Annotated in this window: 19 protein-coding genes and 1 pseudogene; 17 read left to right on the top strand and 3 right to left on the bottom strand. The window is 36.2% G+C overall.

Annotated elements, in window-relative coordinates; translation table 11 throughout:
* Positions 1–6 precede the first annotated feature (6 nt).
* The 6 genes from ACPWSR_RS02860 (at position 7) to ACPWSR_RS02835 (ending at position 8,126) form a co-directional block, all read left to right on the top strand.
* Entirely contained in the window at positions 7–1,464 is a 1,458-nt protein-coding gene (locus ACPWSR_RS02860; protein ID WP_426350192.1) for a sugar ABC transporter substrate-binding protein, read from the top strand.
* 14 nt (positions 1,465–1,478) lie between these two features.
* The gene (locus ACPWSR_RS02855; RefSeq protein WP_426350191.1) at positions 1,479–2,807 is read left to right on the top strand and encodes a carbohydrate ABC transporter permease; all 1,329 of its coding nucleotides are present in this window, start codon (positions 1,479–1,481) and stop codon (positions 2,805–2,807) included.
* Entirely contained in the window at positions 2,804–3,643 is an 840-nt protein-coding gene (locus ACPWSR_RS02850; RefSeq protein WP_426350190.1) for a sugar ABC transporter permease, read from the top strand. The genes ACPWSR_RS02855 and ACPWSR_RS02850 overlap by 4 nt, the downstream gene beginning before the upstream one ends.
* Before the next feature lie 151 nt (positions 3,644–3,794).
* Positions 3,795–5,939 (top strand): ATP-dependent helicase, encoded by a 2,145-nt coding sequence (locus ACPWSR_RS02845; RefSeq protein WP_426350189.1) that lies wholly within the window; start codon positions 3,795–3,797, stop codon positions 5,937–5,939.
* A gap of 24 nt (positions 5,940–5,963) precedes the next feature.
* Positions 5,964–6,524: a DUF5662 family protein gene (locus tag ACPWSR_RS02840; protein WP_426350188.1), complete on the top strand. Its 561-nt coding sequence runs from the start codon at positions 5,964–5,966 to the stop codon at positions 6,522–6,524.
* 237 nt (positions 6,525–6,761) lie between these two features.
* Positions 6,762–8,126: a hemolysin family protein gene (locus ACPWSR_RS02835; protein ID WP_426350187.1), complete on the top strand. Its 1,365-nt coding sequence runs from the start codon at positions 6,762–6,764 to the stop codon at positions 8,124–8,126.
* 50 nt (positions 8,127–8,176) lie between these two features.
* Here ACPWSR_RS02835 and ACPWSR_RS02830 read toward each other — a convergent pair whose 3' ends face one another.
* Complete coding sequence (locus ACPWSR_RS02830; protein WP_426350186.1) at positions 8,177–9,223, bottom strand: 5'-3' exonuclease; 1,047 nt, start codon at positions 9,221–9,223, stop codon at positions 8,177–8,179.
* A gap of 237 nt (positions 9,224–9,460) precedes the next feature.
* Between ACPWSR_RS02830 and ACPWSR_RS02825 the strand changes: the two genes are divergently transcribed.
* The 5 genes and pseudogenes from ACPWSR_RS02825 (at position 9,461) to asnA (ending at position 14,288) form a co-directional block, all read left to right on the top strand.
* Positions 9,461–10,879 carry a glycoside hydrolase family 1 protein gene (locus tag ACPWSR_RS02825; protein ID WP_426350185.1) on the top strand — a complete coding sequence of 473 codons (1,419 nt, stop codon included), beginning with the start codon at positions 9,461–9,463 and terminating at the stop codon, positions 10,877–10,879.
* A 28-nt stretch (positions 10,880–10,907) separates the two neighbouring features.
* Positions 10,908–11,813: an ROK family protein gene (locus tag ACPWSR_RS02820; RefSeq protein ID WP_426350184.1), complete on the top strand. Its 906-nt coding sequence runs from the start codon at positions 10,908–10,910 to the stop codon at positions 11,811–11,813.
* 126 nt (positions 11,814–11,939) lie between these two features.
* A complete protein-coding gene (locus tag ACPWSR_RS02815; protein ID WP_426350183.1) occupies positions 11,940–12,257 on the top strand; it encodes a hypothetical protein in 318 nt (105 codons plus the stop codon).
* Positions 12,258–12,408: 151 nt separating this feature from the next.
* On the top strand, positions 12,409–13,167 hold the full coding sequence (locus ACPWSR_RS02810; RefSeq protein WP_426350182.1) for a polysaccharide deacetylase family protein: 759 nt from the start codon (positions 12,409–12,411) through the stop codon (positions 13,165–13,167).
* Positions 13,168–13,279: 112 nt separating this feature from the next.
* A pseudogene (gene asnA, locus ACPWSR_RS02805) lies at positions 13,280–14,288 on the top strand (aspartate--ammonia ligase).
* A 267-nt stretch (positions 14,289–14,555) separates the two neighbouring features.
* Here asnA and ACPWSR_RS02800 read toward each other — a convergent pair.
* Positions 14,556–15,014, bottom strand: coding sequence for a hypothetical protein (locus ACPWSR_RS02800; protein ID WP_426350181.1), 459 nt, complete (start codon positions 15,012–15,014; stop codon positions 14,556–14,558).
* A 243-nt stretch (positions 15,015–15,257) separates the two neighbouring features.
* On the opposite strand from ACPWSR_RS02800, the gene chrA reads away from it, so the two are divergent.
* The 6 genes from chrA (at position 15,258) to ACPWSR_RS02770 (ending at position 25,103) form a co-directional block, all read left to right on the top strand.
* Complete coding sequence (gene chrA, locus ACPWSR_RS02795; protein ID WP_426350180.1) at positions 15,258–16,433, top strand: chromate efflux transporter; 1,176 nt, start codon at positions 15,258–15,260, stop codon at positions 16,431–16,433.
* Positions 16,434–16,642: 209 nt separating this feature from the next.
* The gene (locus ACPWSR_RS02790; protein ID WP_426350179.1) at positions 16,643–18,349 is read left to right on the top strand and encodes a phospho-sugar mutase; all 1,707 of its coding nucleotides are present in this window, start codon (positions 16,643–16,645) and stop codon (positions 18,347–18,349) included.
* A 69-nt stretch (positions 18,350–18,418) separates the two neighbouring features.
* Positions 18,419–20,455 (top strand): methyl-accepting chemotaxis protein, encoded by a 2,037-nt coding sequence (locus ACPWSR_RS02785; protein ID WP_426350178.1) that lies wholly within the window; start codon positions 18,419–18,421, stop codon positions 20,453–20,455.
* A 310-nt stretch (positions 20,456–20,765) separates the two neighbouring features.
* On the top strand, positions 20,766–21,806 hold the full coding sequence (locus ACPWSR_RS02780) for an acyltransferase family protein (RefSeq protein ID WP_426350177.1): 1,041 nt from the start codon (positions 20,766–20,768) through the stop codon (positions 21,804–21,806).
* A 248-nt stretch (positions 21,807–22,054) separates the two neighbouring features.
* Positions 22,055–24,523 carry an LTA synthase family protein gene (locus ACPWSR_RS02775; protein WP_426350176.1) on the top strand — a complete coding sequence of 823 codons (2,469 nt, stop codon included), beginning with the start codon at positions 22,055–22,057 and terminating at the stop codon, positions 24,521–24,523.
* Positions 24,524–24,551: 28 nt separating this feature from the next.
* Positions 24,552–25,103: a DJ-1 family glyoxalase III gene (locus ACPWSR_RS02770; RefSeq protein ID WP_426350175.1), complete on the top strand. Its 552-nt coding sequence runs from the start codon at positions 24,552–24,554 to the stop codon at positions 25,101–25,103.
* Between the two features lie 36 nt (positions 25,104–25,139).
* Here the strand turns inward: ACPWSR_RS02770 and ACPWSR_RS02765 are convergent, their stop codons facing one another.
* Positions 25,140–26,144, bottom strand: a complete 1,005-nt coding sequence (locus tag ACPWSR_RS02765) for an LCP family protein (RefSeq protein WP_426350174.1) — start codon at positions 26,142–26,144, stop codon at positions 25,140–25,142.
* Between the last annotated feature and the right edge of the window lie 104 nt (positions 26,145–26,248).

Here is a 26,248-nt window from a genome sequence, read left to right as displayed (position 1 = left end):
GGAACCATGATTAAGAGGATTATCAGCGTATTTTTGGCTTGTGCATTAACAATACCCCTTCTGGCAGCCTGCAATGATGATAAAGGTGGGGCCAAAGGGAATGGCGAAGGGAATTCTGGTGTTATTTTTAATGGTGAGTTAGAGAAAAACGTTACTTTAAGAGTGTTAGAGAATGACACAGCTATACAAAAGGGTTATTTTGAAGAGCTAATAAAGGCCTTTAATGAGAAATACAAGGATCAGGGAATAGTTGCTGTGGATGCTAACATGGACCAGTATTCAGATTTAGCAAATGATGGACCTTATGGCTATGGTCCTGACGTTTTATATCAGGCAAATGACGTGCTGATGAAATATGTAGATGGAAAGCATATACTCCCTCTTCCTGTGGAGGATTTGGAAAGCTATGATGCTATCCCTGAAACCGCTTGGAATGCTTATAAGGCTGAGGTTGACGGAGAGAGCTATACTATGGGGGTTCCTGTTAATGTACAGGCACCTATCCTATATTATAGAAAAGATACTCTTCCTGAAAATTGGGAAGAACAGTGGGATGATGATAAAAATTCTGTTCCTGATATGATAGAGAATTGGAGTGATATGTATGCTTACTCAAAATCCATAAGGGAAAGTGATCCTTCAAAATATGGATATATGCAGTCTCTTTATGATGTTTACTTTTCTGCGGGCTTCTTGTTTTCCTATGGAGGCTATGCCTTTGGAAAAAATAACACGGATCCAGAAGATATTGGGTGGGCAGCGGGAGAAGCAGAGAAGGGTGCCAGTGTACTGCTTCAGCTGGCAAGTCTTATGAATGAAGAGAGCATAGATGATTCCATCACTGTAAATGCCTATAGCAAGCTGGGGGAAGGAAGCTATTTTGCAACCTTATCAACTCCAGATAACTATACCACCTTTATACAGGAGATGGTGCTAGCCTATGAGGCCCAGGGAATGAGTAAGGAAGAAGCAAAGAAGGCAGCAGAGGAAAATCTAGGAATAGTAAATATGCCTGATCTTCCTAAGAGTGGAGTGCTCAGTGAGGAAAATCCTGAGCTGATTCCTGGTAAGACTATGGGAGGGGTAAATGGATATGCTATCAGTGCTTATACTAAGGCACCTAATGCAGCCCTAGCCTTTGTGGAATTTGCTACTAGCTATGAAATGATCATGAAAAGAAATGAAATTTTAGGTATAGTTCCTGCTAGAAATGATGCTGCAGAAGAGTTAGGAGGCCTATCAGAGGTTCTCTATTCTACACTGGAAGAGGGAAATATTGTTCTAATGCCTTCTATAAAAGAGGTGGCACAGATGTGGACCCCAGGGCAAACCTTCTTCACTGATTTAGCAAAGGACGCTTACCGTCCTGATGGGGAGAAAAAGTTTAAGGATTTACCTTCCTTAAAAGCAGGCTTAGAGGAAATGTCTCAGCAGATTTATGATGCAATATTTACACTTAAGTAAATGAGGGATGAGCTATGAAGGGCAGAAAAGAGGTAATTATCTCCTTTAATACATGGTTTAAGGACTGTGGAACTAATGTAAGGTCTTCAATGATGGTTATGGGCCTTGGTCAGTGGAGATTTGGTCAGAAAATAAAAGGAAGCTTATATTTCTTAATATTAATAGGTTCAATAGCTTTCTTTATCTTAACAGGCTTGGAAGCTATAGGAGGGTTTTTTACTCTAGGAACTGAGAGAGGAGATGCCTGGAGAGGTATCGAAGGAGATAATTCCATAGTGATGCTTCTTATGGGGATATTTACCTGGATTATCCTTGCCTTCTTTCTATTCTGCTATATAAGCAATGTAAAGGATGCCTATAGGACTCAAAAAAGAGTGGAAAAGGGGCTAAAGCCCTTAACCTTTAGAGAGGAGCTATCAGAGCTTTTAGACAAGAAGTTTTATATGGCAGTACTGTTTCTTCCCATAATAGGAGTGTTTATCTTTAATATTCTTCCTATTATATATATGATACTTATAGCCTTTACCAACTATGGCGGGAGAATAGTTCCGCCAGAATTAATTGATTGGGTAGGTCTTGAAAACTTTAAAACCATAACGAGTCTTGGACAATTTGCTCCTACCTTTTTTAGAATTCTAGGCTGGAACGTTCTTTGGGCAATTATGGCTACTACATTGAATTACTTTGGAGGGCTTTCCCTTGCTCTCCTTTTAAATAAAAAAGCTGTAAGGGGTAAGGCCTTTTGGAGAAGCTTTCCTATCCTGGCCTATGCCATTCCTGGTTTTATTACACTTTTGGCTTTTAAATTCATGTTTTCCTATGGCGGACCAATCAATCAAATAATCACCGATATGGGTTTTCCTGCCATAGGCTTCCTAGATCTGGATGCCAAGTGGACGGCAAGGATAATAGGGCTATTAGTAAATGCATGGATAAGCATTCCTTCTATTATGCTCTTAGCCACAGGGATACTTGCTAACATGGATGAAACCTTATTTGAGGCAGCAAGGATAGATGGAGCAACTAAGTGGAAGCAATTCACAAGGCTTACCCTACCTTTTGTTCTATTTTCTACCACTCCAGTTATAATAGGACAGTTTGTTGGGAATTTTAATAACTTTGGCATATTCTATTTTTTAAGAGGTGGATTATACCTGAAAAATTACTTCCTTGCCAGCGACACGGATCTTCTTATCAACTGGCTGTATAATCTTTCTATTGATAATAATTACTATAGTATAGGAGCTTCCATAAGCCTTGTTATATTCTTAATAACCTCGGTTATTTCTCTTACTGTTTATATGAGAACCTCAGCCTATAGAGAGGAGGATACCTTCCAATGATGAAAAAGCTTAAATCAAATAATGTAATTGATACTACCATAACCTATATTATTTTAATCATAGTAGCTTTCATTTTTTTCTTTCCATGTCTATGGCTGATATTAGCTTCTTTTTCTAGGTCAGGAAGCATTTATTCCTTTGAAGGCTTCTTTCCTAAGGCTTATAGCTTGGATAGCTTTATTAAGCTATTTACCGATACTACAATGTATAATTATCCTCAGTGGTTTAAGAATACTTTATTTATAGCTGTGGCAAGCTGTATAATTGGAACCTTTTTAGTTATTTTGACAGCCTATACTATGTCAAGATTTAGATTTTCAGGCAGGAAGGCGATAATGAAGACAACTCTTGTTTTAGGAATGTTCCCATCCTTCATGGGAATGATAGCCGTATATCTTTTGATGACCCAGTTTGGTCTTATCAATAACACCTGGGGCTTAATTTTGATATACAGTGCAGGAGCCCCCATGGGCTATCTTACACAAAAGGGCTTTTTCGATACGATACCTAAATCCATAGATGAGGCAGCTAGAATTGATGGAGCAAACAACTTTCAGGTGTTTACAAAGATTAATCTCCCTCTATCCATGCCTATTATAGTTTATACAGCATTGACCTCCTTCACCTGGCCCTGGAGCGACTTTATCCTTCCAAAGCTTCTGTTAAAGGAAAAAAGTCTTTATACCGTAGCTGTTGGACTTATGAGCTTAGGAGAAACTGAGTTTGCACGATTTGCAGCAGGAAGCGTGTTTATATCTGTGCCAATAGTTCTGCTATATTTTATTCTAGTTAAGAATATGGTAAAGGGACTTACTGCAGGGGCTATAAAAGGGTGAAAATTTAATTTGGTTAAATAAAAATCTACCTTATGACGTGTATAAGGTAGATTTTTTGTCTTTATCTATACGAACGTATATTTCCTTCAGCTATATAAAAATAAAAAAAGATTAGGTATAATGATTTTATAGAAGAAAGGGTGTAGGTATTATGGCAGATATATTAAAGGGCTTAAATGAAGAGCAGATAGAGGCTGTTACTAATACAGAAGGATATATAAGGGTTATTGCTGGGGCTGGCAGCGGAAAGACCAGAGCCCTTACCCATAGATATGCATTCCTTGTAGAAGAGCTGGGGCTTTCTCCAGAGGAGATATTATGCGTCACCTTTACTAATAAGGCTGCTAGAGAAATGAAGAAGAGAATAAGAGGGATGATAGGAGATATTAATCCTGATCAGGTGTGTACCTTCCACAGCTTTTGTGTGAATGTTTTAAGAGAGGATATTCATATCATTAATTATCCCGAGAATTTTATAGTTATGGATAATGAAGATACAGAAGCTATATTAAAAAACGTATATAGAGAATTAAATATTAATACTAGAGCCATGACCTTTAAAAATGCTAGGGAAATGATTGCTTTCAGAAAAAATGTACATATGGAGCACATTCCTTATATCACTGCCTTAGATAATAGAACTCTCAAGGAGAAGTATATAGAGGCAGAGGATATAAATGATAAGATATTTTATGGCTATCTTTATGAGCAGAAAAAATGCTTTGGACTAGACTATGATGATCTTTTAACCCTAGCTCTTCATATTCTGAGGATTTCTAAGGAAAAGCGGGAGAAGTGGCAGCAGAGGCTGATGTACGTAATGGTGGATGAGTTTCAGGATGTGAGTCCTCATCAATATGAACTGGCTGAAATACTCAGTGGATATCATAAAAATTTATTCATCGTGGGAGACCCTGACCAGACTATTTATACCTGGAGAGGTGCAGATATTAGCTTCATACTAAACTTTCATGAATTTCATGAGGGTACTAAGACTATTTTCTTAAACAGAAATTATCGTTCTACTCCAAATATATTAAATGCGGCTAACTCTCTTATTAAAAGAAATAAAAATAGAATGGAAAAGGAGCTTCTTCCCATAAGGGAGAAGATAACTCCTGTGATATATAATCATGCCAAAACCACTAAGGAAGAGGCTAAGTGGATAGCTGAGCAGATTAAAAGGATAGTAGAGGCAGGGGGAGAATATAGAGATATAGCAATTTTGTATCGCTCACATTTTGTCTCTAGGAATCTAGAGGAAGTGTTTATAGAGGAAGGCCTTCCTTATGTCCTTTATAGTGGCATTGAATTTTATAAAAGAAAAGAAATCAAGGATGCTCTTTCCTACATGAGGATGGTTGCTCATGGAGATGACCTTTCCTTTTTAAGGATTGTCAATGAGCCTAAAAGGAACATCGGAGAAAAAAGGCTCAAGCTTTTAAAAGAGTATTCTGAAGGTCACAGCTGTTCCTTATATCAAGCTTTAAAGGATAATCTTGATAATAGTCTCATTAAGCGCACTGATGCAGCTTCCTTTGTAGAGGTAGTGGAAAAATATCATGATAAATACAAGGAGATGGAGGTATCGGAGCTTTTTGAGGGGATACTCAATGATAGCGGTTATCAGGAGCTTCTTAGAACTATTGGAGAGAATGACAGGCTTGAAAACCTAGCAGAGCTGAAGCAATCAATTTTTGATTATGAAAAAAACTCTGGTGAGGAAAATTTTCTTGAGGATTATTTAGAAAAGGTTGCCCTATTCACCAACATAGATCAGGAGGAGAGGAAGAGCTCTATCAAAATGATGACAGTACACAGTGCTAAGGGACTGGAGTTCCCTTATGTATTTATTTGTGGCCTCAATGAAGGTATATTTCCTACAAAGCATGCCTCCAAGCCAGATAGAATTGAAGAGGAGAGACGACTTGCCTATGTAGCCTATACTAGGGCAGAAAATGCTCTGTTTTTAAGTGATGCTGAAGGCATTAATTATGATGGCTCCTTTAGATATCCATCTCGGTTTATTTTTAATACGGAGAGAGCTTATTTAGAATATACCGTAGAGCTGGAGCCTGATCTTCAAGAGGAAGCCGTATATTATATTGAAAAGACTGAAGGTGGCAGTGAAAAGCTTAGAAATAGGTTAAAGATAGGAAGCAGAGTAAAGCATAAGCATTTTAAAATGGGGACCATACTAGAGGTATTGGAGGATAAGTCCGCCTATGTAATAAAGTTTGATGAAATAGCAACACCAAGAAATATAAGCTTTAAAATTCCTTTGGAGCTTATTTAAGATAAATTATTATGGGGGAAATACATGGGGAAGCTTATAAAACATTTTTTAACTATTACAAAACACAGACATAAGGTCATGGAGCACTGCTTTAAAGCAGGAATTCCTATAAGGGGCTTGCTTCATGACTTATCTAAATACTCTCCTACAGAATTTATTCCAGGAGTGAGGTTTTATCAGGGCTTTCGCAGTCCTAATGAGGCTGAAAGAGAATTTTATGGATATTCAACGGCCTGGATGCATCATAAGGGGAGGAATAAGCATCACTTTGAATACTGGACAGATATAAATAAAAATACAAAAAGGTATGAGCCTGTAGAGATGCCAATAAAATATGTTACAGAAATGTTCTGCGACAGAGTAGCTGCCAGTAAAATATATAAAGGGGAAAATTATAATAACAGCTGTCCTTTAGAATATCTCTATTCAAGCAGAGCAAAGGATAGGATGCATCCTAGAACGGCAGAGCTTCTAGAAAGCTTTCTCATTATGCTGGCGGAAAGAGGAGAGACTGAAACCTTTGCATACATTAAGAGTTTAAATAGAAGAGAAAAGCTAGGTAGAACAGCATGTAAGAGGGGATAATTATAAATATTTGATTAATTTTGACATTGACATATAAATGGTAGGATAGTAAAATATACATACTTAGAAATTAGTAAGGAGAATTTGTTAAAATGGAAGATGACGGCAGTTGTCGATTATTTTATACAATTACATATGTTAAACTCAGGCATACCTACCTTTTTTAATTAAAAGTAGTAGGCATGTCTTTTTGTGTTTAAATAAAAAATATTATAGTTTATTTTAGGAGGAATTATTTTGGAAGACCCCATTTTGTGGCAAATAGTATTGCAGTTTATATTAATTGCTTTAAACGCTGTTTTTGCTTGTGCAGAGATTGCTGTTATTTCTATGAATGATAATAAGCTGAGTCAGATGGCTGCTCAGGGTGATAAGAGAGCACTGAGGCTTGTAAGGCTTACCAATGAGCCTGCACGATTCTTAGCCACTATACAGGTAGCTATAACTCTCTCAGGCTTTTTAGGAAGTGCTTTTGCAGCAGACAATTTTTCGGACAAGCTTGTTGACTGGCTAGTAGGCTTAGGACTCGCAATCCCAGTGGCTACCATGGATACTATAGCTGTAATTTCAATTACGTTGATATTATCATATTTTACCCTGGTATTTGGAGAGCTTGTTCCTAAACGTGTGGCAATGAAGAAAGCAGAAGCGTTAGCATTAGGGATGTCCTCACTTATTACCTTTATATCAAAGCTCTTTGCTCCAATAGTATGGACTCTTACCACTTCTACAAATTTAATATTAAGGCTCTTTGGTATTGACCCTAATGCCGAGGAGGATGGAGTAAGCGAGGAAGAAATTAGAATGCTCCTGGATGTAGGAAGTAAAAAAGGAGTAATTCATCTAGATGAAAAGGAAATAATCCAAAATGTATTTGAGTTTGATGATTTAACTGTGGGTGAATTTGCCACTCATAGGACTGATATAGATGTTTTATGGAAAGAAGATGGCATAGAAAAATGGGAAGAAATAATCCATGAAAGCAGGCATTCCCTTTACCCAGTCTGCGAGGATACTATTGATAATGTAGTAGGTGTTCTTAATGCCAAGGATTATTTCAGAATAAAAAACAAGACCGTAACGGAAATAATAAGCAAAGCCGTTAAGCCTGCGTATTTTGTCCCTGAGGGAATAAAGGCCGACGTGCTTTTCCGTCAAATGAAGAAGACAAGAAATCATTTTGCTGTTGTTCTAGATGAATATGGCGGAGTTATGGGAATAGTCACTATGAATGATCTGTTAGAGCAGCTGGTAGGAGATTTAGATGATGATATTTCCTTAGAAAATGAAAAAGAAGAGATAGAACAGATTGATGAGCACACCTGGGAAATACAGGGCTGCGCACCCTTAGATGAGGTAGCAGAGCTTTTAAAGGTGAATTTTCCCATAGAAGAATTTGAAACCTTCGGTGGCTTTGTATTCAGCTCTTATGGTTCAGTACCCGATGACGGAAGTCAGTTTGAGATTGACTTAGATAATATTCATGTAAAGGTAGTGGAAATAAAGGAGCACAGAATAGAAAAAACCATAGTAGTGCTAAAGGAAAGTGAAGAGTCAAGACCTTTAGCCGTTAGTAATGAGGCAGGAATGAAAATTAGCTGATAACAAAAAGCTTCCCAAAAGACAGATTGTCTTAAGGGGAGCTTTTTATATTACTTTTGTGTATATTTATTAGCTAATGAATTAAGCTCATATCTTTCGTAGGCTCTCAGCCTTCCTTCGTTAGAAATATTTAAGCTCAGCTCCTCCAAAGTAATATTCTGAAGCTCAGGAAGATCTGTTTTTATAGTTGCTAGCTCCTTGCATAGAAGAGCACATTCCTTGCCGCAGATTTCTTCCTCTGAGGTTTTTACCTTCATCAGATAGGAGATGGGTGAACGCTTGATTCCTAATTCCTTTAAGAAAGCTTTTGCTTCCTCTAAAGGGGTATCCTCCAAGTAATCATAGATTCCCTCTACAGTTCCGAACTCTTGAAGAAGTGGTATAACAGCCTTTTCTCCCACTCCCTTAACTCCAGGTATATTGTCCGATGGATCTCCTTCTAAGGCCTTCTTATCTATCATCTGAATAGGCTCTATGCCATAAACCTCTTTAAAGGTTAGGGGATTGAATTCAAAAACTCCTGACATCAAATTGTTGTCCTTGGGACTAATGCCTCTTTCTAAATACATATCCTTTGCCTTAGAGGTTACCAGCCATACTGAAACCTCAGAGGTAATAAGCTGAAGGGCATCCTGATCCTTGGTGAGAATAACCACCTTTATAACATCCTCAAAGCGTCTTGATAGGGTACCTATAATATCATCAGCTTCATATTCCATAAAAGCAAAGGTAGGAATATTCATCTCCTTAAGAATCTCCTGTGCTATTGCAAATTGAGATAACAGCTCAGGCCTTCCATCCTTTCTATTAGATTTATATAGAGGATAGAGCCCCCTTCTAAAGGTATCTCTTGTCAAGTCCCAGGCCACAGCAAGATGGGTAGGATCAACCTTTTTTATTATGTTTTCTATTTGACGAAACATAGTGCTTATACCGTTGGTATAGACTCCCGTAGAGGTTTGCATAAGCTCTGGCAGTGCTGCATCTCTTTGCTCGTCAGTTTTAGCAAATCTATAGCTATTAGGCAGAGTTCCGAAAAATGAAGAGCTTAATAGGGAGGAGCCATCTACTAAAAATAATATGTTCGATTTGTTCATTATTTTTACTCCTATTTACTATAATTTTTCCATTGGTTATGTGAGTTGATATAAACACAGTATATCATAATTTAAGTGTAAATTCTCATCAAAACATTTCCGTATAGGTTTAATTGATGTATAATACATATTAATAATAAATTAGTAGAATATACAAAAAATTCTATTACTACATTATTAGCTGATATCGTATACAGGTATCCTGCAGTTATAGATCATAGAAGGGAGAGGTTTTGTATGGATAATAAGTTAATTTTTCCAGAAGGATTTTGGTGGGGTTCTGCTACCTCAGGTCCTCAATCGGAGGGGAGCTTTAATAAACCTCATGAAAGTATTTTTGATTACTGGTATAAGATAGAGCCCGAGGCTTTTTTTGATAAGGTAGGTCCGAGGATTACCAGCAACTTTTATAACAGCTACAAAGAAGATTTAGCTATGCTTAAGGAAATAGGTCTTAATAGCTTCAGAACTTCTATACAGTGGACAAGGCTTATTAAGGATTTAGAGACTGGAGAACCCGATGAAGATGGAGTGCGATTTTACAATGCTGTAATAGATGAAACCATAAGTAATGGAATTATACCAGTGATGAATCTTCATCACTTTGACCTGCCCATAGAGCTTTATGAAAAATATGGAGGCTGGGAATCAAAGCATGTAGTTAAGCTTTTTGTAAGGTTTGCAGAAACAGCTTTTAAGCTTTTTGGTGATAGGGTAAAATACTGGACAACCTTTAATGAACCCATAGTAATAGTAGAAGGGCAGTATCTCTATGAATTCCATTATCCTAAGGTGGTGGATGGTAAGAAGGCAATGCAGGTTTTATATAATGTTAATTTAGCCTCTGCCTCTGTTATTAAAAGGTTTAGAGAGCTGGGTCTTCAGGAGCAAGGTGGAAAGATAGGAATAATATTGAACCTTACTCCAGCCTATCCTAGAAGTGATAGTGATGAGGACATAGAAGCTTCAAGAATAGCTGATGCCTTCTTTAATGCTTCCTTCTTGGATCCTGCTGTAAAAGGGAGCTTCCCAGAAAAGCTTGTGGAGCTTCTGAAGATGGATGGAGTTTTATGGGAGAGCACAGTAGAGGAAGATAGAGTTATTAATGAAGGTACGGTAGATTTTCTGGGTGTAAACTATTATCAACCTAGAAGAGTAAAGGCTAAGGAAGCTGGCTCTCTAGATGATAGAGGATGGATGCCGGACAAATACTTTGATAATTACGATATGCCTGGTAAGAGGATGAATCCTTATAGAGGTTGGGAGATATATCCTAAGGCTATGTATGATATTGCCATTAATATAAGGGACAATTATGATAATATACCCTGGTTTATCTCTGAAAATGGAATGGGAGTTCAAGGGGAAGAGAAATATGTGAATGAAGAAGGAATTATAGAAGATGACTATAGAATAGAATTCTTTAAGGAGCATCTACAATATCTCCATCAAGGAATAAGCGAAGGCTCCAACTGCTTTGGTTACCATACATGGACACCTATTGATTGCTGGTCCTGGACTAATGCCTACAAAAATAGATATGGTTTTATAGCTGTGGATTTAAAGACAAAAAATAAAACCATTAAAAAGTCAGGAAGATGGATTAAAGAGGTTAGTGAGAATAATGGATTTTACAAGCTCTCTCAAGACAAGTAAATAGGTGAAATATAAAGGAGTTTTGGTAATGAAATATATTGCTATAGATATAGGTGGAAGTAGTGTTAAAACTGCTATAGTGACAGAAGATGGAGATATCCTGGAAAAGGGTAGCTTTAAGGGGGATAAAAATAACTTTGAGAATTTTAGGGCTTCTATGGTTAATGCCATTTTAAAGGCTAAAGAAGCTCATAATATAGTGGGGGTTGCAATCAGTGCTCCAGGTGGAGTAGACAGTGATTCAGGTGTAATTGGAGGATCCAGTGCCCTTCCCTGCATTCATGGTCCGAATTTTAAGAAGCTCTTTGGAGAGGAGCTTGGACTAAAGGTAGAAATTGAGAATGATGCTAATTGTGCTGCCCTAGGAGAGGTATGGAAAGGGGCTGCCAAGGATAATCAGGACGTTCTCTTTGTGGTTTGTGGAACTGGTATAGGTGGTGCAGTTGTAAAAAACAAAAGGATACACAAAGGGAAAAACCTTCATGGAGGAGAATTCGGCTACTCTATATTAGATAAGGAAGTAATTGATGGTGAGCTTGTGTTTAAAACCTGGAGTCATCTAGGAGCCACTGGTGCTCTCGTGAGAAAGGTGGCTGATGCTACTGGTGAAGATATGGATGTTCTGGATGGAAAGGAGATATTTAGGAGGGCTGCTGAGGGGGATGAGATTGCTATAAAGGCAATAGATGATTTTTATCTATATAACGCTCTTGGGATATTTAATATACAGTATACCTATGATCCTGAAAAAATATTGATTGGTGGTGCAATCAGCAGCAGGCCTGACTTTATTGAAAAGATTAATGAAAAGCTTGATTTAATAATTGGGGCACTTCCCCTAGCTAAGGTGAGGCCACGGATTGTAAAATGTGCTTTTGAAAATGATGCGAATCTTTTAGGAGCCCTTTATAATTATCTTCAGAGGAATAGCTAGGTGAATTTTTTAAAAATAACTTTACTATATCTATAAAGTTACATTACTCTCCTACGATATAAAATATATGGAAGCTTTAACTAAGAATATTATTTTATTTAATTTTTTATTATAGGAGAGCACAAAATGATGAATGATATGGACTTTATATTGGAAGATACTATTCTTGTGAGGTGCTTGATTACTTCTATTAGTGGAGAGCATTATAAGGGTAAGGATTATCAAGGGAATAGATATTACATTGAAAAAAATGAGTTTTCTAAAACCTTTCAAGTGGGAGATGATAGAAGCTTTTATGCCTACAAAAAGGAGTTTCAAGGGATTTTTGAAAAAAGAACCTTTCTCTTTCCTTTGTCCGGTGAGGATTATTTGAAGCTCATAGACAGAGATGATTACTCTGGCAAGACTCTCAAGGAAGCTGGAATAACCTTAAGGGATATATAATAAATAAGCCTGCAGCGTATCACTTAGTGACAAGCTGCAGGCTTTTATATATTTAGAGTTTATTGATGTCTTTCTAGAATAGAGTCGGAAGTATTTTTTTAATGTGATTGATAATACTAAGATAGTAAATATTTATAGGAAAGGGGAAAGGATGATGATAAAAACCTCTTATGCTACAGGTCTTAAGGTATTGTTATTGGTTATATTTTTTTCTAGTTATTACTATGTGAGTTCAACACAGGTTGGGGCTAAGGAGATAGAAAGGAATAGATATTATAATTATGTAAGTAAGGTAGAGTATAAGCAGGAAGACAAAGTAACTTATCTAACCTTCGATGATGGGCCCTCTATTAATACTATAAAGATTCTGGATATATTGGACAAGTATGGTATTAAAGCCACCTTTTTTGTGGTAGGAAAAAATGTAGAAGCACATCCACAGATATTAAGAGAAATAGTGAGGAAAGGGCATATGATAGGTGTTCACTGCTATAATCATGATTATTCAGAGATTTACTCCTCAGCAGAGGCTTATATGGAGGACTTTTTCAAGGCTTATAATACAATTAAGGAGGTATCAGGAATACAACCATATATCTTTAGGTTTCCTGGAGGAAGTGTTAATAACTATAATAATAATACTAGGGAAGAGATATTTGAGGAGATGGGCAGGAGAGGATTTATATTTTATGACTGGAATTCCTCCTCTGAAGACGCAGTGGTGGGAGCCGTAGCTGTAAGCTGTATAAATAGTGTCATTAGTACCTCCCAAAGTAAACATAATATTCTATTATGTCACGACACTAAAGATGTCACAGCTTTAAATCTTGAAGCCTATATTAAAGAGCTTAATAAAAAGGGGTATAGGTATTTTGATACCCTTGAAGGAGTACCTCCAGTACACTTTTAACTAATAATCAATAGCTTCCTAATAACTTATTTTTTGTTAAAAGTATTGAAGATTTTTGAAAACTTTGATAAAATTTAACATATTAAAGTGATAAAGAACAGGGGGCTTATAAATGGGGAAATCATATCTGCCAGAGGGGTATAAACCCTGCTTGGGGTTGTACGAAACTCAAGAGGCAATAGGAATAATTAAAAAATTGTTAGAGAAGAAGCTTTGTGTAGCACTGAGATTAAAGAGAGTAAGTGCTCCTATATTTGTGGATCCTAAAACAGGATTAAATGATGATTTGAATGGGGTTGAGAGACCCGTAACCTTCAACGTTCCTGATGCTGGAATGGATGCTCAGGTGGTTCATTCCTTAGCTAAGTGGAAGAGAATGGCTTTATATCGTTATGATTTTCGTCCTGGAAAAGGAATTATCACGGACATGAATGCCATAAGAAGAGATGAGGAGCTGGATAATCTTCATTCCGTTTATGTAGACCAATGGGATTGGGAAAAGATAATTCTTCCAGAGGAGAGGAATATCGAGTATCTAAAGGATACAGCTTCAAAGATTATAAATGTTATATGTAATACCTTGGATGAGCTTAAATATAAGTTCGAGCAGTTAGATACAGAGCTTTGTAGAGAGGTTACATTTATCACTACTCAGGAGCTAGAGGATTTGTATCCTGATCTTACCCCTAAAGAGCGAGAAAATGCTTTTGTTAAGGAGCATAAAACAGTATTTCTAATGAAGATTGGGGATAAGCTAAATTCAGGGATGAGACATGATGGTAGAGCTCCTGATTATGATGACTGGCAGCTAAATGGTGATATTCTTTTCTGGAACAATGTATTAGAGCAGGCTTTTGAGAATCTCATCTATGGGAATAAGAGTAGATGCAGAGGCCTTGGATAGGCAGCTTAAGGCAGCTGACTGTGAGGATAGAAAAAATATGATGTACCACAAAATGCTCTTAGCTAATAAATTGCCTTTAACCATCGGTGGTGGAATAGGACAATCTAGAATCTGTATGCTCCTTTTAAATAAAGCACATATTGGTGAGGTGCAATCCTCAGTTTGGGATGATGAAACAGTAAATATATATAAAGATGCAGGGATAGAATTATTATAAAAATGCATGGAATGCTTAAAAGCTGAACCTCGATTCAGCTTTTTTTTATTTATGTATTTCCTTTGGTAAGGTGATTTTTATTGATATGTTTTTATTGATATGTTTTTATATGTAAGTAGTTTGTCTCTAGAAGGAGGAAAATGAATGTATTATCCCATCCTTAGCTACTTCACGTTTAATTATTTTGCAATTAACTCGTTCTTTAGAGGCTCTATACAAATGAGCTAAGGGTTGAACTTCTATATAAACTGATTCACCCTCTTCAATTTATAAGTTTAATTCCTCTATATGGTCATTGGGGGATATGTAAGCTTTAAATATGTATTTATTATGATTTTTTACTAAAATCTCTTTATAATCTCCCATAGATAGTAATGCTTCATATCTTTTATCGGAAGTGGTATTTTCCACGATTATTGTTATAGGTGACACCTTTAGAGAAATACTAGAGGGTCTGGCTACTATAATGAAGGATTTTCCTTCCTTCATCTCACTATGCCTTTCCTCCAGTGCTACTCTCTCCTTTTCACGCCTACATTCTTCTTTACAGGCAGAGCAGCAGATGCAATCTTCATCAATTGAATAGCTCTCCCAAAGGGAAAGCTTCCTTTGGCATAGGTCGCAGCTTTTTATGTTTTTTTGTAATATATAAGCTTCATACCAAGGGTTTTCAGTCCCTGCAGTATTAGACACTGATTTAATGTTCTGTTGATTATCGTAATTCAAGGTGTTCACCTCAATTTAAACAAGTTATAGCTTGATTTTACCATATAATAGAATAAATTTAATATATTGCTATAAAAAAAGTTACTTTTTTGTAAAAAGTTACTTTTTAAACTCATTTATGTTACAGGTGTTCTAATATTTAAAATATTGTTCACAGAAAGCTTACTTTAAGCTTACATAAGGATGTAATAATGTAGTAGCAATTCATAAGAGTATATTCTATATTGTTGGGAGGAAAGAAGGTTGAAGAATAAAGGAAAAATGGAGTATTATTCACTATCAAAAAAGGAACGGATAAATAGGTTAAAGGAGATAATTTTAGTATTCCTTAAGCTGGGGCTTATTGCTTTTGGTGGTCCTGCAGCTCATGTAGCCATGATGGAGGACGAGCTTATAAAGAAAAGAAGGTGGATGAGCAAAGAGGACTTTCTTGACCTCTATGGAGCAACAAATCTCCTTCCTGGTCCAAATTCTACTGAATTGGCTATCTATCTAGGGTATCATAGAGGCGGCTGGAGAGGACTTATTTTGTCAGGAGTAAGCTTTATATTACCAGCGATGCTAAGCGTCATGACCTTTGCAGCAATATATGTTCATTATGAAGAGCTTCCAGCTCTTAAAGGTATTATGTATGGAATTCAGCCAGTTATTATTGCTATTGTTTTACAGGCGTTAATAAGACAGGGTAAAACAGCAATTAGCAATGCTTCTTCAGTAATTTTAGGAGTTTTTGTGGTTGTTCTATCCTTCTTAGGGGTTCATGAGCTGGCTCTCCTGTTATTTGCTGGATTAGTCATGATGCTTTATATGAATCGAAGGAAGCTCTTGAAGGGGAGGCTGATGATATTAATACCTATACTTCCTATATTAACTATAGCAGGTGAAGGGGTATCAAAGAATTCCATGAACTTCGGTTCCATATTTCTTACATTCTTAAAGATTGGTTCAGTGCTATATGGTAGCGGCTATGTGCTTTTGGCTTTTTTAGAAGCTGAGTTTATAGATAGACTTGGAATTATTACATCTCAGCAGCTGTTGGATGCCGTATCTGTGGGGCAGTTTACTCCGGGGCCTGTATTTACCACGGCTACCTTTATTGGTTATCTCTTAGGAGGAGTACCCGGTGGTATATCAGCAACCATAGGTATATTTTTGCCAGCCTTCCTGTTGGTAGGGATAATACATCCATTTATACCTAAGCTTAGAAAATCCAGCTGGATATCAGGAATCCTTGATGGAGTTAATGTAGCTTCTTTAGGTCTTATGGCAGTAGTTAGCTTTAAGCTTTCAAGGGAAGCCTTAGTTGATTTACCTACAATAATCATTTCATTACTAGCCTTGGTCGCTGTATTCAAGCTTAAAATCAATACTGCTTGGCTAGTTCTGGTTGGAGGAATCCTTGGACTTATACTAGCTTAGTGATTTTAGATATTATTCATAGGGCTTGTTGGAGATGATAACAGTGTTGTCTCTTCTTGTGTTTAATAAAATCAGCGGTGGAAAAGATGTGGGAGTATAAAAAATAAAATAAAATAAAAATAACAATAAGCTGGTACCCTTAAAGGTATCAGCTTTTTTATCTTGAGAATAAGATAGTTATAGAAGCAATTAAATAGAAAGGTTCAGATATGGATTATAAAGAAAGGTATAAACAGTGGTTAGATAGCCCGGCTATTAGAGAGGAGGAAAGAGAAGCCCTTATGGCAATGGAGGAGGAAGAGCGGAGGGAGGCTTTCTTTCAGGAGCTTTCCTTTGGTACTGGTGGACTTAGGGGGGTAATGGGCCTGGGGAGTGGAAGAATTAACAGATACACCGTTATGAGGGCAGCGGAGGGGCTGGCTAGATATCTGTTAAAAAACATGAAAGAGATAAAGAGCTCTGGGATAGCAATAGCCTTTGATTCAAGAAAATATTCTAAGGAATTTGCCTTAGAAGCTGCCTTAGTTCTTTGCAGTAATGGAATCAAAACCTATCTTTTTAGAAGCTGCAGACCGACACCAGAGCTGTCCTTTACTGTGAGATATTTAGGCTGCACAGCAGGTATAGTAATAACTGCAAGCCATAATCCTTCTATTTATAATGGAATAAAGGTTTATGGCAGTGATGGAGGACAGATTACCTTAACTATGGCTGAAGATATTATGGAGGAAATAAGCAAGGTAGAGGTCCTTGAGGAGAGAAAAACTATTACTGAGAGGGAGGCTGTAGAAGAAGAGGTTTTATATTATATTGGGGAGGAAATGGACAAAAGATATATTAACAGGATAGAGAAGCTTTCCATACTTAAAAAAGGTGAAGCTAGAGATATTAGAATAATATATACACCTCTTCATGGAACTGGCTTGATTCCTGTTACCAGTATCCTTGTTAAGCTGGGTTATTATAGGATTTTTTTAGTGAACTCGCAAATACTCCCTGATGGAAATTTTCCAACTGTGAAGGCGCCAAATCCAGAGGAAAAAGCTGCCTTTGAGGAAGCTATAAAGGTAGCAGAGAAGGAGGAGGGGGATATAATACTAGCTACAGATCCTGATTGTGACAGGGTAGGTGTTGCTGTAAGGAATAGTGAGGGAGAGTATATTCTTCTTACTGGAAATCAAATTGGAGCTCTTCTCTGTAAGTATTTATTATCTAGTGAAAATAATATTGATGAGAAAACTGCAATTATTAAAACCATTGTCACCTCTGATTTAGGAGAAAGGATAGCTGAAAAATATGGAGCCTCTGTATTCAATACCCTTACAGGCTTTAAATTTATAGGAGAAAAGATCAAGGAGTTTGAGGAGAAAGGTGACTACAAGTTTCTCTTTGGCTATGAAGAAAGCTTTGGCTATCTTTCAGGAACCTTTGTAAGAGATAAGGATGCTGTTATTGCTTCTATGCTTATTGTGGATATGGCTCAAAGCTATAAGAATCAAGGGCTTAATCTCCTTGAAGCCATGGAAGAGATATATAAGGAATATGGATATTATATAGATTTTCTTGATACCTATATCCTAAAAGGATTTGAGGGAGTTATGAAGATAAATAATATCATGGAGGAGCTTAGAAGAGTGGATAGTATTCTGAGGAACTTTGGTGATTTGAAAGTCCTTGAGGATTATAAGAATCAGAAGAGATATTTCGTAGAGTCCTATGAAGAAGAGGAAATTAAGCTTCCTATTAGTGATGTAATAAAGCTGCATTTTAGGGATGGCTCCTGGCTTGCAGTAAGGCCTTCTGGAACAGAGCCTAAGTTAAAATTATATTACTCAGTTAAAGGCAGTACAAGAGAGGAGGGGCAACAAAGATTAGAGGCATTAAGGGGTAAGTTAAAATTTATTATAAATATTTAAGTTAATGGTTTTTCCTACGATATATATGAAGACTATAATTAATTTCATATATTAATCGGGGGAAGAAAAGTGAGAACTATAAGGTTTACAAAAAAGAAAAAAGCTGCCAAGGGAAAAGTAAAAGGGAGAAAAGCTTCCTTGAAAAGTAAATTAGCACTTTATACTGCTATTTGCGTCATTGTTGCTGCCTTGGTGCAAACAGCAATTAGCATAGGTATTTTTCAATATATAATTGATAATGTTATAAAGTCTCAAGCTGAAGATAATCTGAATTCAGCAGCAGTAACTATTAATAGCTATATGGTAGAATATGAAAATCTAGTTAAGGCCATCGCTGACGATGAGAGAGTTATACAGGCAGCATTGGCAGATGATAAAGTACAGATATCTATGAGCTTAAAGCATTATATTCAGAACTATCCATCCTTGCGGTATGGTTATTTTAAAGGATTAGACAGAGAAATTGTGACCTATCCTGTAATACCCCTTACTGAGCCTGTGGAAACTACAGAGCCAGATGAATATCTTAATATAATGAAGGAGATAAAGGAGCCTTATTGGTCCGAGGCTTATGAGGATACAAACTCAAAGCAGTGGGTAGTGACCGTGATGGATAGAATAGAACATAACGGTGAATTTTTAGGCTATGTAGGAATAGATATAGGATTAAAAGAAATGAGCAATATGGTAAATTCTCTTAAGTTTGGCTCTAGCGGAGAGTTTATAATGATCCATAATAATGGAATAATAATGACTGCTAAGGATGATATTCTTATAGGAATTGAATACCCCAATAAAGATTTGAGAGATTCTTTAATAAATGAGAAGGATGGAAATGTAGAGCTTAAGGAAGGTGGAAAAAATATTTATGGTGCGTTTAAGGAGCTAAACAAGGGGGATATTAATCTTCTGGCAAAGATTGATGAAGGAGAGTTTAAGGAACAAGAAAATCTATTCCTTATAATATCCATAGCCTCTATTGTCTTAGTACTAGCCATAACAACCTTGATAAATCTTTTTGTAATAAATAAGCTTATTAAAAGAATTAACAGACTTAAAGAGGATATGAAGAAGATACAGGAGGGCGATCTCACCGTAAGGTCTGATGCAGACTATGAGGATGAAATAGGAGAATTGGCTCAAGGCTTTAATAATATGACTAATAGTCTTAAAGAGCTTATAGTAAATACCATGGATGTTGCCAATGTTATAGGAAAGCAGAGCGTTTTTATACAAACTTCTCATAACCAGACTCTTCAAAGCTCTACAGAAATATCTAAGACTATAGAAGAGGTTGCCAGTGTTACAAATAATCAGTCAATGGAGGTAGATAAGGTTGCTACAGAAAATGGTAAATTATCAAAATCCATCAATGATATTTCTCAGGGATTAAGGGATGCTGTTGAGCTATGTGAAAATGTTAATGAAGTGAATAAGGAAGGCATTAAGACAGTAGATAAATTAGTTCTTACCACTGATAATACATCAGAAAAGACCACATCAGTTTTGGATAATGTACAAAATATAGCTGATAGTACAAGAAAGATAGATATGGTTTTAGAGGCTATAAGTGATATAGCAAATCAAACTAATCTCCTGTCACTAAATGCTTCTATAGAGGCAGCGAGAGCTGGAGAAGCAGGAAAAGGCTTCTCTGTAGTTGCAGATGCCATAAGAAAGCTTGCAGAGCAGAGTAAGGATTCAACAGAAGACATAAAGAAGATAATAGCTGATATAACAGGAAAAACCAATGCTGCAGTGACATCTATGGAAGAAACAAGAGTCCTTGCCCTTGAGCAAATTGAAGCGGTAAGAGCCACAGAAAAGGCCTTTAAAAATATATCACAGAGCCTAGAGACTTTAATTTCTACTATTAGTAATATTAATGATAGAAATAATTCCATGGTTAGAAAGAAGGATAGGATTGAAGGCTATATGGAGGCTCTGTCAGCAGGTATGACGGAAATATCTGCATCGGCAGAGGAAATAACAGCTTCAGCGGAGGAGCAGGTGGCAATGGTTCAGGAGGTAAGCGGTCTAACTGAGCAATTTATAATGATTGCAGAAGAGCTTAAGAATAACATTAATAAATTTAAGGTTAATTAGCTTCTATAGGCTGCTTAATTATTAGCAACATATATAAAATGATAAGAGACCTAGGATTTAATAATCAATTAAATATTAAAAGGAACCTGCTTTTTAGCTGGTTCCTTTTAATATGGGGTTATTTATTAATATAATACCTGGAGCTAGCATTTTTACATACCTCCTGAAAATAAACTATAAACTTAGTATAACATAACTGTTAAATCTTCTGTTTGGCGCTAAAATTAATAATTACTTTATAGAATATTAAAACCTAAACTATCAATTTGGTATATCATACGGTTTAAGATATAAAGGAGGTTTACTTAGGATGAATAATGCTTTAAGAAGTAGGAGAGAACCATACTTCGATAACCTGAAGGGAGTTCTTATAATATTAGTGGTGCTGGCCCACTTCTTAGGTAAGGGAAATGTTAAGGAGAGCGTGATGCTTCAAAGTACCATACTCTTTATATACTCCTTTCATATGCCGCTATTTGCCTTTGTTTCTGGTTACTTTTCTAAGAATGTGCACAAAAGCAAAAAAAGTGCGCTGGAGGATCTTCTAATTATATATGTTATAGCAGAAGCCTCTTGGGCTATATTTAACTTAGTAGTTTATGGTGATGATTATTATATAAGAAATATATTTATGCCTGGCTATAGTCTTTGGTATGTTGTGGCGCTTTTTCTATGGAGAGTAACACTGAAGAGCTTTATTAAAATTAAAGGTGCTATCTTAATATCTGCTCTTCTTTCTGCTTTGATAATGTTGATTTCTAGTCCATCTGAGATTATTCTTGGACTGGAAAGGGTGGTTGGTTTCCATATATATTTCCTATTGGGATATTACTGTAACGAAAATGCTATAGAAAGGATTAAAAAAATAAAAGCTTCCTTAGCTTTTGCAATTTTGGCCTTAATGTTTGTAGCAACTTATGTATTTCTAAGCTTTGGAATATTAGATTTTACTTTAAGCAAGGAGGTTATGATGCATCAGCTGTCAATTCAAAGCTTTCCATCCATAGCTTTAGGCTTATCAGTTTATCTATTAGCCATACCACTAGCCTTAGGCATAGGAGTATTGATTTTAGCTGTTGTTTCAGAGAGTGAAAGCTTTATAAGCAGTATAGGGAGAGATACCCTTCCACTTTATTTAAGTCATACCTATGTGGTTAAGCTTACGGGAAGCTTAAACAGTTATTTTGGTGGAAGCAGTCTACCCTTTGAGGTGAGCTTTCTTATACTCCTCTCTGCAGCTACTATACTGATGTTTTCTAGCAGAAGCTATAGAGCAGGTTTTTATAAATTTATTAATAACCTTAAAGGAATCTCCTGGGAAATGGGCTTTAAAAGATTATTAAAAAGCTAGAGAAATGTGATAATTATTATATAGCACCCAAAGGCTAACCTTATGGGTGCTTTTTATTATAGTGACTAAAATTACTTTCAAATTAGTTTTCGATATCATAAGGATTGATGTAAAGCTCAAAGAAAATAATAGCTTTAAATTAAGAAGTTTAAATATTCGTAAAAACATTGTAATATTATATAAGTATTTTTTTGGTATTATTATATAATACTTAGTGAAGGAAAAATAAGAAAATATGAGGAATATATATGATTAAAGATTATAGATATAAGCGGAATAATGAGAGTTTAGTTTATCTGCTCTTATTAATAGCTTTTATTTTAGATTTAATAGGCTCAAGAGCAGAGATACTTAATATAATACTTATTTCAATTGCTTTATTTTTTGCTGGTAGAAAAGGTATCTCCTTTAACAGAAAGATAAGCTCGTTATTTCTAATAGTAAATGTAGTAATATTTATTATTACTTTCAGTGAAAAGATATTTTTATTCAATATAATATGCCTTGCTTTGATTTTATGGAGCTATGTAACTCCTTGGATCTTAAGGATTAATAAGGCTTTTTTATTTAGTGTAACCATAAGCTTTAGCATGGTTTTTCTTGGGGCGATTTATAAGCTTCCGCTACCTTTACATTTTATTGCTCTTTATCCTGTGTATTTGGCAGGAGTTATAAGCTCTGAAGGAGTGGCTGAGAGGAAGGGGATAAGGGAGACAATTCTCCTATGTCTAAACATTGTTATTTCTATTTTTATGTTGCTTAGGCTTATAGGCTTCATTGGAGAAATGGAGGAGCTGGTTGCTCTTTTAACCTTAAACTCTCAGATGGATTTGGGAGAAACGGCAGTGTATATGTCACTAGCCATATTTCTTGTAAATTTTTTAGTCATAAATATTTCTCTACTGCTATGTTCTTCGAAAAGGGTAAGTATTAGCAGGATAATTAATGAATCCTATGATTTTTTTAAGAGATGCACCTTTATCTTTCTATTAGTTTTATTAAGCGAATTGATTCTTAAGGGGAATTTGATAGAAGTTAAAGAAAGCATCACACATCCTTATGTTATTTTTAATTTTATGTTTATTTATTCTATTTATTTTGTTGCTAGTTCCTTTTTGGGAATTACTTGGGGAATAACTCTGGTAGGTATAATATCAGGAATTCTTTTTATTGCTAATATAATTAAATTGATATTTTTAAGTCAGCCCTTTTATCCATGGGATATATACATGCTTGAGGATGCTTTAATTGTTTCGCCTCAATACATAAACTTACCTATGGTTATAGGACTTATAATAGCTGTTGGGGTTATAGGGGCTCTTATATTTAAAAAAAGACATTCTATAAAGAGAAGATTTAAGATTTCTCCATCTCTGGTACTTATCCCATTTGCTTTAGTATTTCTCATAGGCATGGTCAGTGCTTTAGAAAAAGAAGAAGTGGCAAGGTCGGCAGGTATATCTGAATCCTTGAGAGTAAGTAAGGAGGAGCTCATAAGCAATGGGTTCTTCGCTCAAAACTATTATTACTTTACAGATATGGATTCTTACATAAGCAGAAAGCCTGAGAATTATGAATCTGAGACTATAAAGGAAGTCAAGAACAAGCTTCTGGAGCTTAAGGCTAAAGAAGAGGATTTTTACGAAGAGGAAGAGGAGAAACCCAATGTAGTGGTTATTATGTCTGAAACCTTCTGGGATCCAGGAGTGCTTCAGGGGGTAGAATACTCAGAGGATTTGACAGAAAATTTCAGGAAAAATATAGCGGGAGAAATTATAGTTCCTGTCTTTGGAGGGGGGACTGCCAATAGTGAATTTGAGGCTCTTACAGGGCTCTCTACCTACGATATGGCAGAGGGTATTATAGCTTATAATATATATGTAAATAGGGCTACCCACAGCATTGCAGAGATATTTAAAGAAAATGGCTATAAGACCACGGCAATCCACCCTAATACAGAAGATTTTTATAATCGTGATAATGCTTATTTATATATGGGCTTTGATGAATTTATAGATATTAAGGGCTTTAAAGATGCTGAAAGGAAAGGAAATCAGGTATCGGATAATGCTTTAACAGATAAGATTCTAAGTGAGCTAAAGAGCAGTGAGGAGCCTCAATTCATCTTTGCAGTAACTATTCAAAATCATGATTCCTACTATGAAAAGTATCAGGAGGGCACTGATGTAAAAGTTCAGTCTACTCTTCTAGATGAAATGGATAAGGAAATTTTAGAGTCCTTTGCCCAAGGAGTATATGATGCCGACAGGGCTTATGGAAAATTAATAGAGGGTATCGAAAAGTCAGGTAAGCCCACAATAGTATATTATTTTGGGGATCATCTTCCTAGGCTTGGCTATCCCAAAGACATATATGAGATTTATTATAAGACAGGTTATTTGGAAAAGGGGATTACAGCGGAAAACACTGAAGAGTTAAAGCTATTTAACACTCAGCTAGCTAAATGGTCTAGTTATAAGGAGCTTAATACCTTTGATAAACCTGTTTCAGCCTTTTATCTAGCTTACGATATACTGAAGGAGGCAAAAGTAGAAATGCCTTTGTATTTTTCTATATATCCTGAGCTAATAGAGGAATATCCTGTGCTCAGCCCTAAGAATAAAAAAGATATTAAAGAGGATAGTGAAATATTAAAAAACTATAAGCTTATTCAATATGATATACTCTTTGGTAATAGATATATTCTTGAAGAGTAAAAAATAATTAATTAAAGGAGGGATTATTATGACTCAGGTAGCTGCATTTATGGCTGATGGTATGGAGGAAGTAGAGTGCCTTGCGGTGGTAGATATATTAAGACGGGCAGAGGTAGAGGTTCTTCTTGTTTCCATGACAGATAAGCTGGAGGTAACAGGCTCTCATGATATAACCATAAAAGCAGATGTTGTTTTTGATAATGGGGATTTTTCCAAGACGGAGGTTTTGTTTCTTCCAGGAGGAATGCCAGGAACTCAAAGACTAATGGAACATAATGGGCTGCAGGAGCTTTTGCTGAAATTTCATAAGGAAAATAAGAGGCTTGCAGCTATATGTGCCGCTCCTAGTGTATTAGGAGGCTTAGGGATACTTGATGAGGTAGAGGCAACCAGTCATCCTAGTGTTGAAGGAAAGCTAGGAGGAGCTATCTACACTAAAAAGGGTGTAATAACCCATGGAACCATTTCCACCGGTAGAGGCTTAGGCTATGCCCTTGACCTGGGATTGGAGCTAGTGAGGCTTTTGGTAAGCCCAGAAAAAGCAGAAGAGATAAGGTCCGCTATACAATATGACAAATAAATAAACAAAGAGCAGGGAGATTTACCCTGCTCTTTGTTATTCTGGTGCTATATCTTTATATATATAATTATAAATCTGCTCCTGTGTGATGGCTTTGTTAAATTGAAGATACCAACCACTTCCTATATAGCCTCCCCAAGAATAGTCATCTAATGGGAAGCGCTGCTGCTCAATATTTCCTATATCAGATATAAGAGCACTGCTTCCTAGCTTAATGATGGAGCTAGTGCTTAAGCTGGTTCTTACATGAGGTAATAGCTCATTTACCATAGAAGGCAGCTTCAGTATTCCCGAGCTTTTTACCTTTTGAAACATGGCCTCCAGCACTATTCTTTGTCTTTCTGTTCTTTTAAAGTCTCCACCAGTGGCTTTTCTTATACGAGCATAGGCTACCCCTTGAATACCATTAACCTCATAGGTTCCTGGGGAATTGATATATTTAGGCTCCACCCCTCTTAGCTTAGACTGCTCTTTAATGCTGTTGTTCAGTGAAGGTAGCTCCTCATCAGTAATGGTAAGAGTTATGCCTCCTATTGCATCAATCATTGCCTCAAGTCCAGCAAAGTCAACAACTACATAATCCTTTATATCAAGATTGAAATTTTGATTTACAGTTTTTACAGCTAAGGGAGCTCCTCCAAAGGCATAGGCGTGGGTGAGCTTATCACTGCCATGACCTTCAATATCCACATAGGAATCCCTCATTAGAGAGGTTAGCTTCAGCTTATCATGCTTCCTATCAACGGTGAGTATAAGCATAGCATCAGAACGTCCTGTATAATCATCACTTCTGCTATCAATACCTAAGAGCAGGATGTTTGTTATACCCTTTTCTCCATGAAAATCAGAACTTATTCCTAGATCCTCATTAGACTGTGATAAGCTTTCATTGTTTATATTTCCTAAAATATTATAGACATATATAGCCCCAAAGCCAATAACGAAAACAATAATAAAAAACAATAATAAAAGAAATCTCTTGAGCTTATTTTTCTTCTTAAGCTTTCTTTTTCTACGTCTATTAGAATTAGAATTATCCATCTCATATCCTCCGAATTATAAATTGCTACATAGTATAAGCTTCTTAGTTATATATTATAACAAAATTATTATTGTTTTAAAATATTTGTGCCTACTAATATACT

The organism is Alloiococcus sp. CFN-8 (assembly GCF_049943125.1).
Classification (GTDB): Bacteria; Bacillota; Clostridia; order Clostridiales; family Clostridiaceae; genus JAEXZL01.
The sequence above is the reverse complement of the archived record's forward strand: the minus strand, read 5'-3'. Positions and strand labels throughout refer to the sequence as shown.

Excerpts from the sequence above, each read along its gene's own strand:
- ACPWSR_RS02860 (WP_426350192.1), top strand. The coding sequence starts at position 7 with ATGATTAAGAGGATTATCAGCGTATTTTTGGCTTGTGCATTAACAATA.
- ACPWSR_RS02855 (WP_426350191.1), top strand. The coding sequence starts at position 1,479 with ATGAAGGGCAGAAAAGAGGTAATTATCTCCTTTAATACATGGTTTAAG.
- ACPWSR_RS02850 (WP_426350190.1), top strand. The coding sequence starts at position 2,804 with ATGATGAAAAAGCTTAAATCAAATAATGTAATTGATACTACCATAACC.
- ACPWSR_RS02845 (WP_426350189.1), top strand. The coding sequence starts at position 3,795 with ATGGCAGATATATTAAAGGGCTTAAATGAAGAGCAGATAGAGGCTGTT.
- ACPWSR_RS02840 (WP_426350188.1), top strand. The coding sequence starts at position 5,964 with ATGGGGAAGCTTATAAAACATTTTTTAACTATTACAAAACACAGACAT.
- ACPWSR_RS02830 (WP_426350186.1), bottom strand. The coding sequence starts at position 9,223 with ATGAACAAATCGAACATATTATTTTTAGTAGATGGCTCCTCCCTATTA.
- ACPWSR_RS02825 (WP_426350185.1), top strand. The coding sequence starts at position 9,461 with ATGGATAATAAGTTAATTTTTCCAGAAGGATTTTGGTGGGGTTCTGCT.
- ACPWSR_RS02820 (WP_426350184.1), top strand. The coding sequence starts at position 10,908 with ATGAAATATATTGCTATAGATATAGGTGGAAGTAGTGTTAAAACTGCT.
- ACPWSR_RS02815 (WP_426350183.1), top strand. The coding sequence starts at position 11,940 with ATGATGAATGATATGGACTTTATATTGGAAGATACTATTCTTGTGAGG.
- ACPWSR_RS02810 (WP_426350182.1), top strand. The coding sequence starts at position 12,409 with ATGATGATAAAAACCTCTTATGCTACAGGTCTTAAGGTATTGTTATTG.
- ACPWSR_RS02790 (WP_426350179.1), top strand. The coding sequence starts at position 16,643 with ATGGATTATAAAGAAAGGTATAAACAGTGGTTAGATAGCCCGGCTATT.
- ACPWSR_RS02780 (WP_426350177.1), top strand. The coding sequence starts at position 20,766 with ATGAATAATGCTTTAAGAAGTAGGAGAGAACCATACTTCGATAACCTG.
- ACPWSR_RS02775 (WP_426350176.1), top strand. The coding sequence starts at position 22,055 with ATGATTAAAGATTATAGATATAAGCGGAATAATGAGAGTTTAGTTTAT.
- ACPWSR_RS02770 (WP_426350175.1), top strand. The coding sequence starts at position 24,552 with ATGACTCAGGTAGCTGCATTTATGGCTGATGGTATGGAGGAAGTAGAG.
- ACPWSR_RS02765 (WP_426350174.1), bottom strand. The coding sequence starts at position 26,144 with ATGGATAATTCTAATTCTAATAGACGTAGAAAAAGAAAGCTTAAGAAG.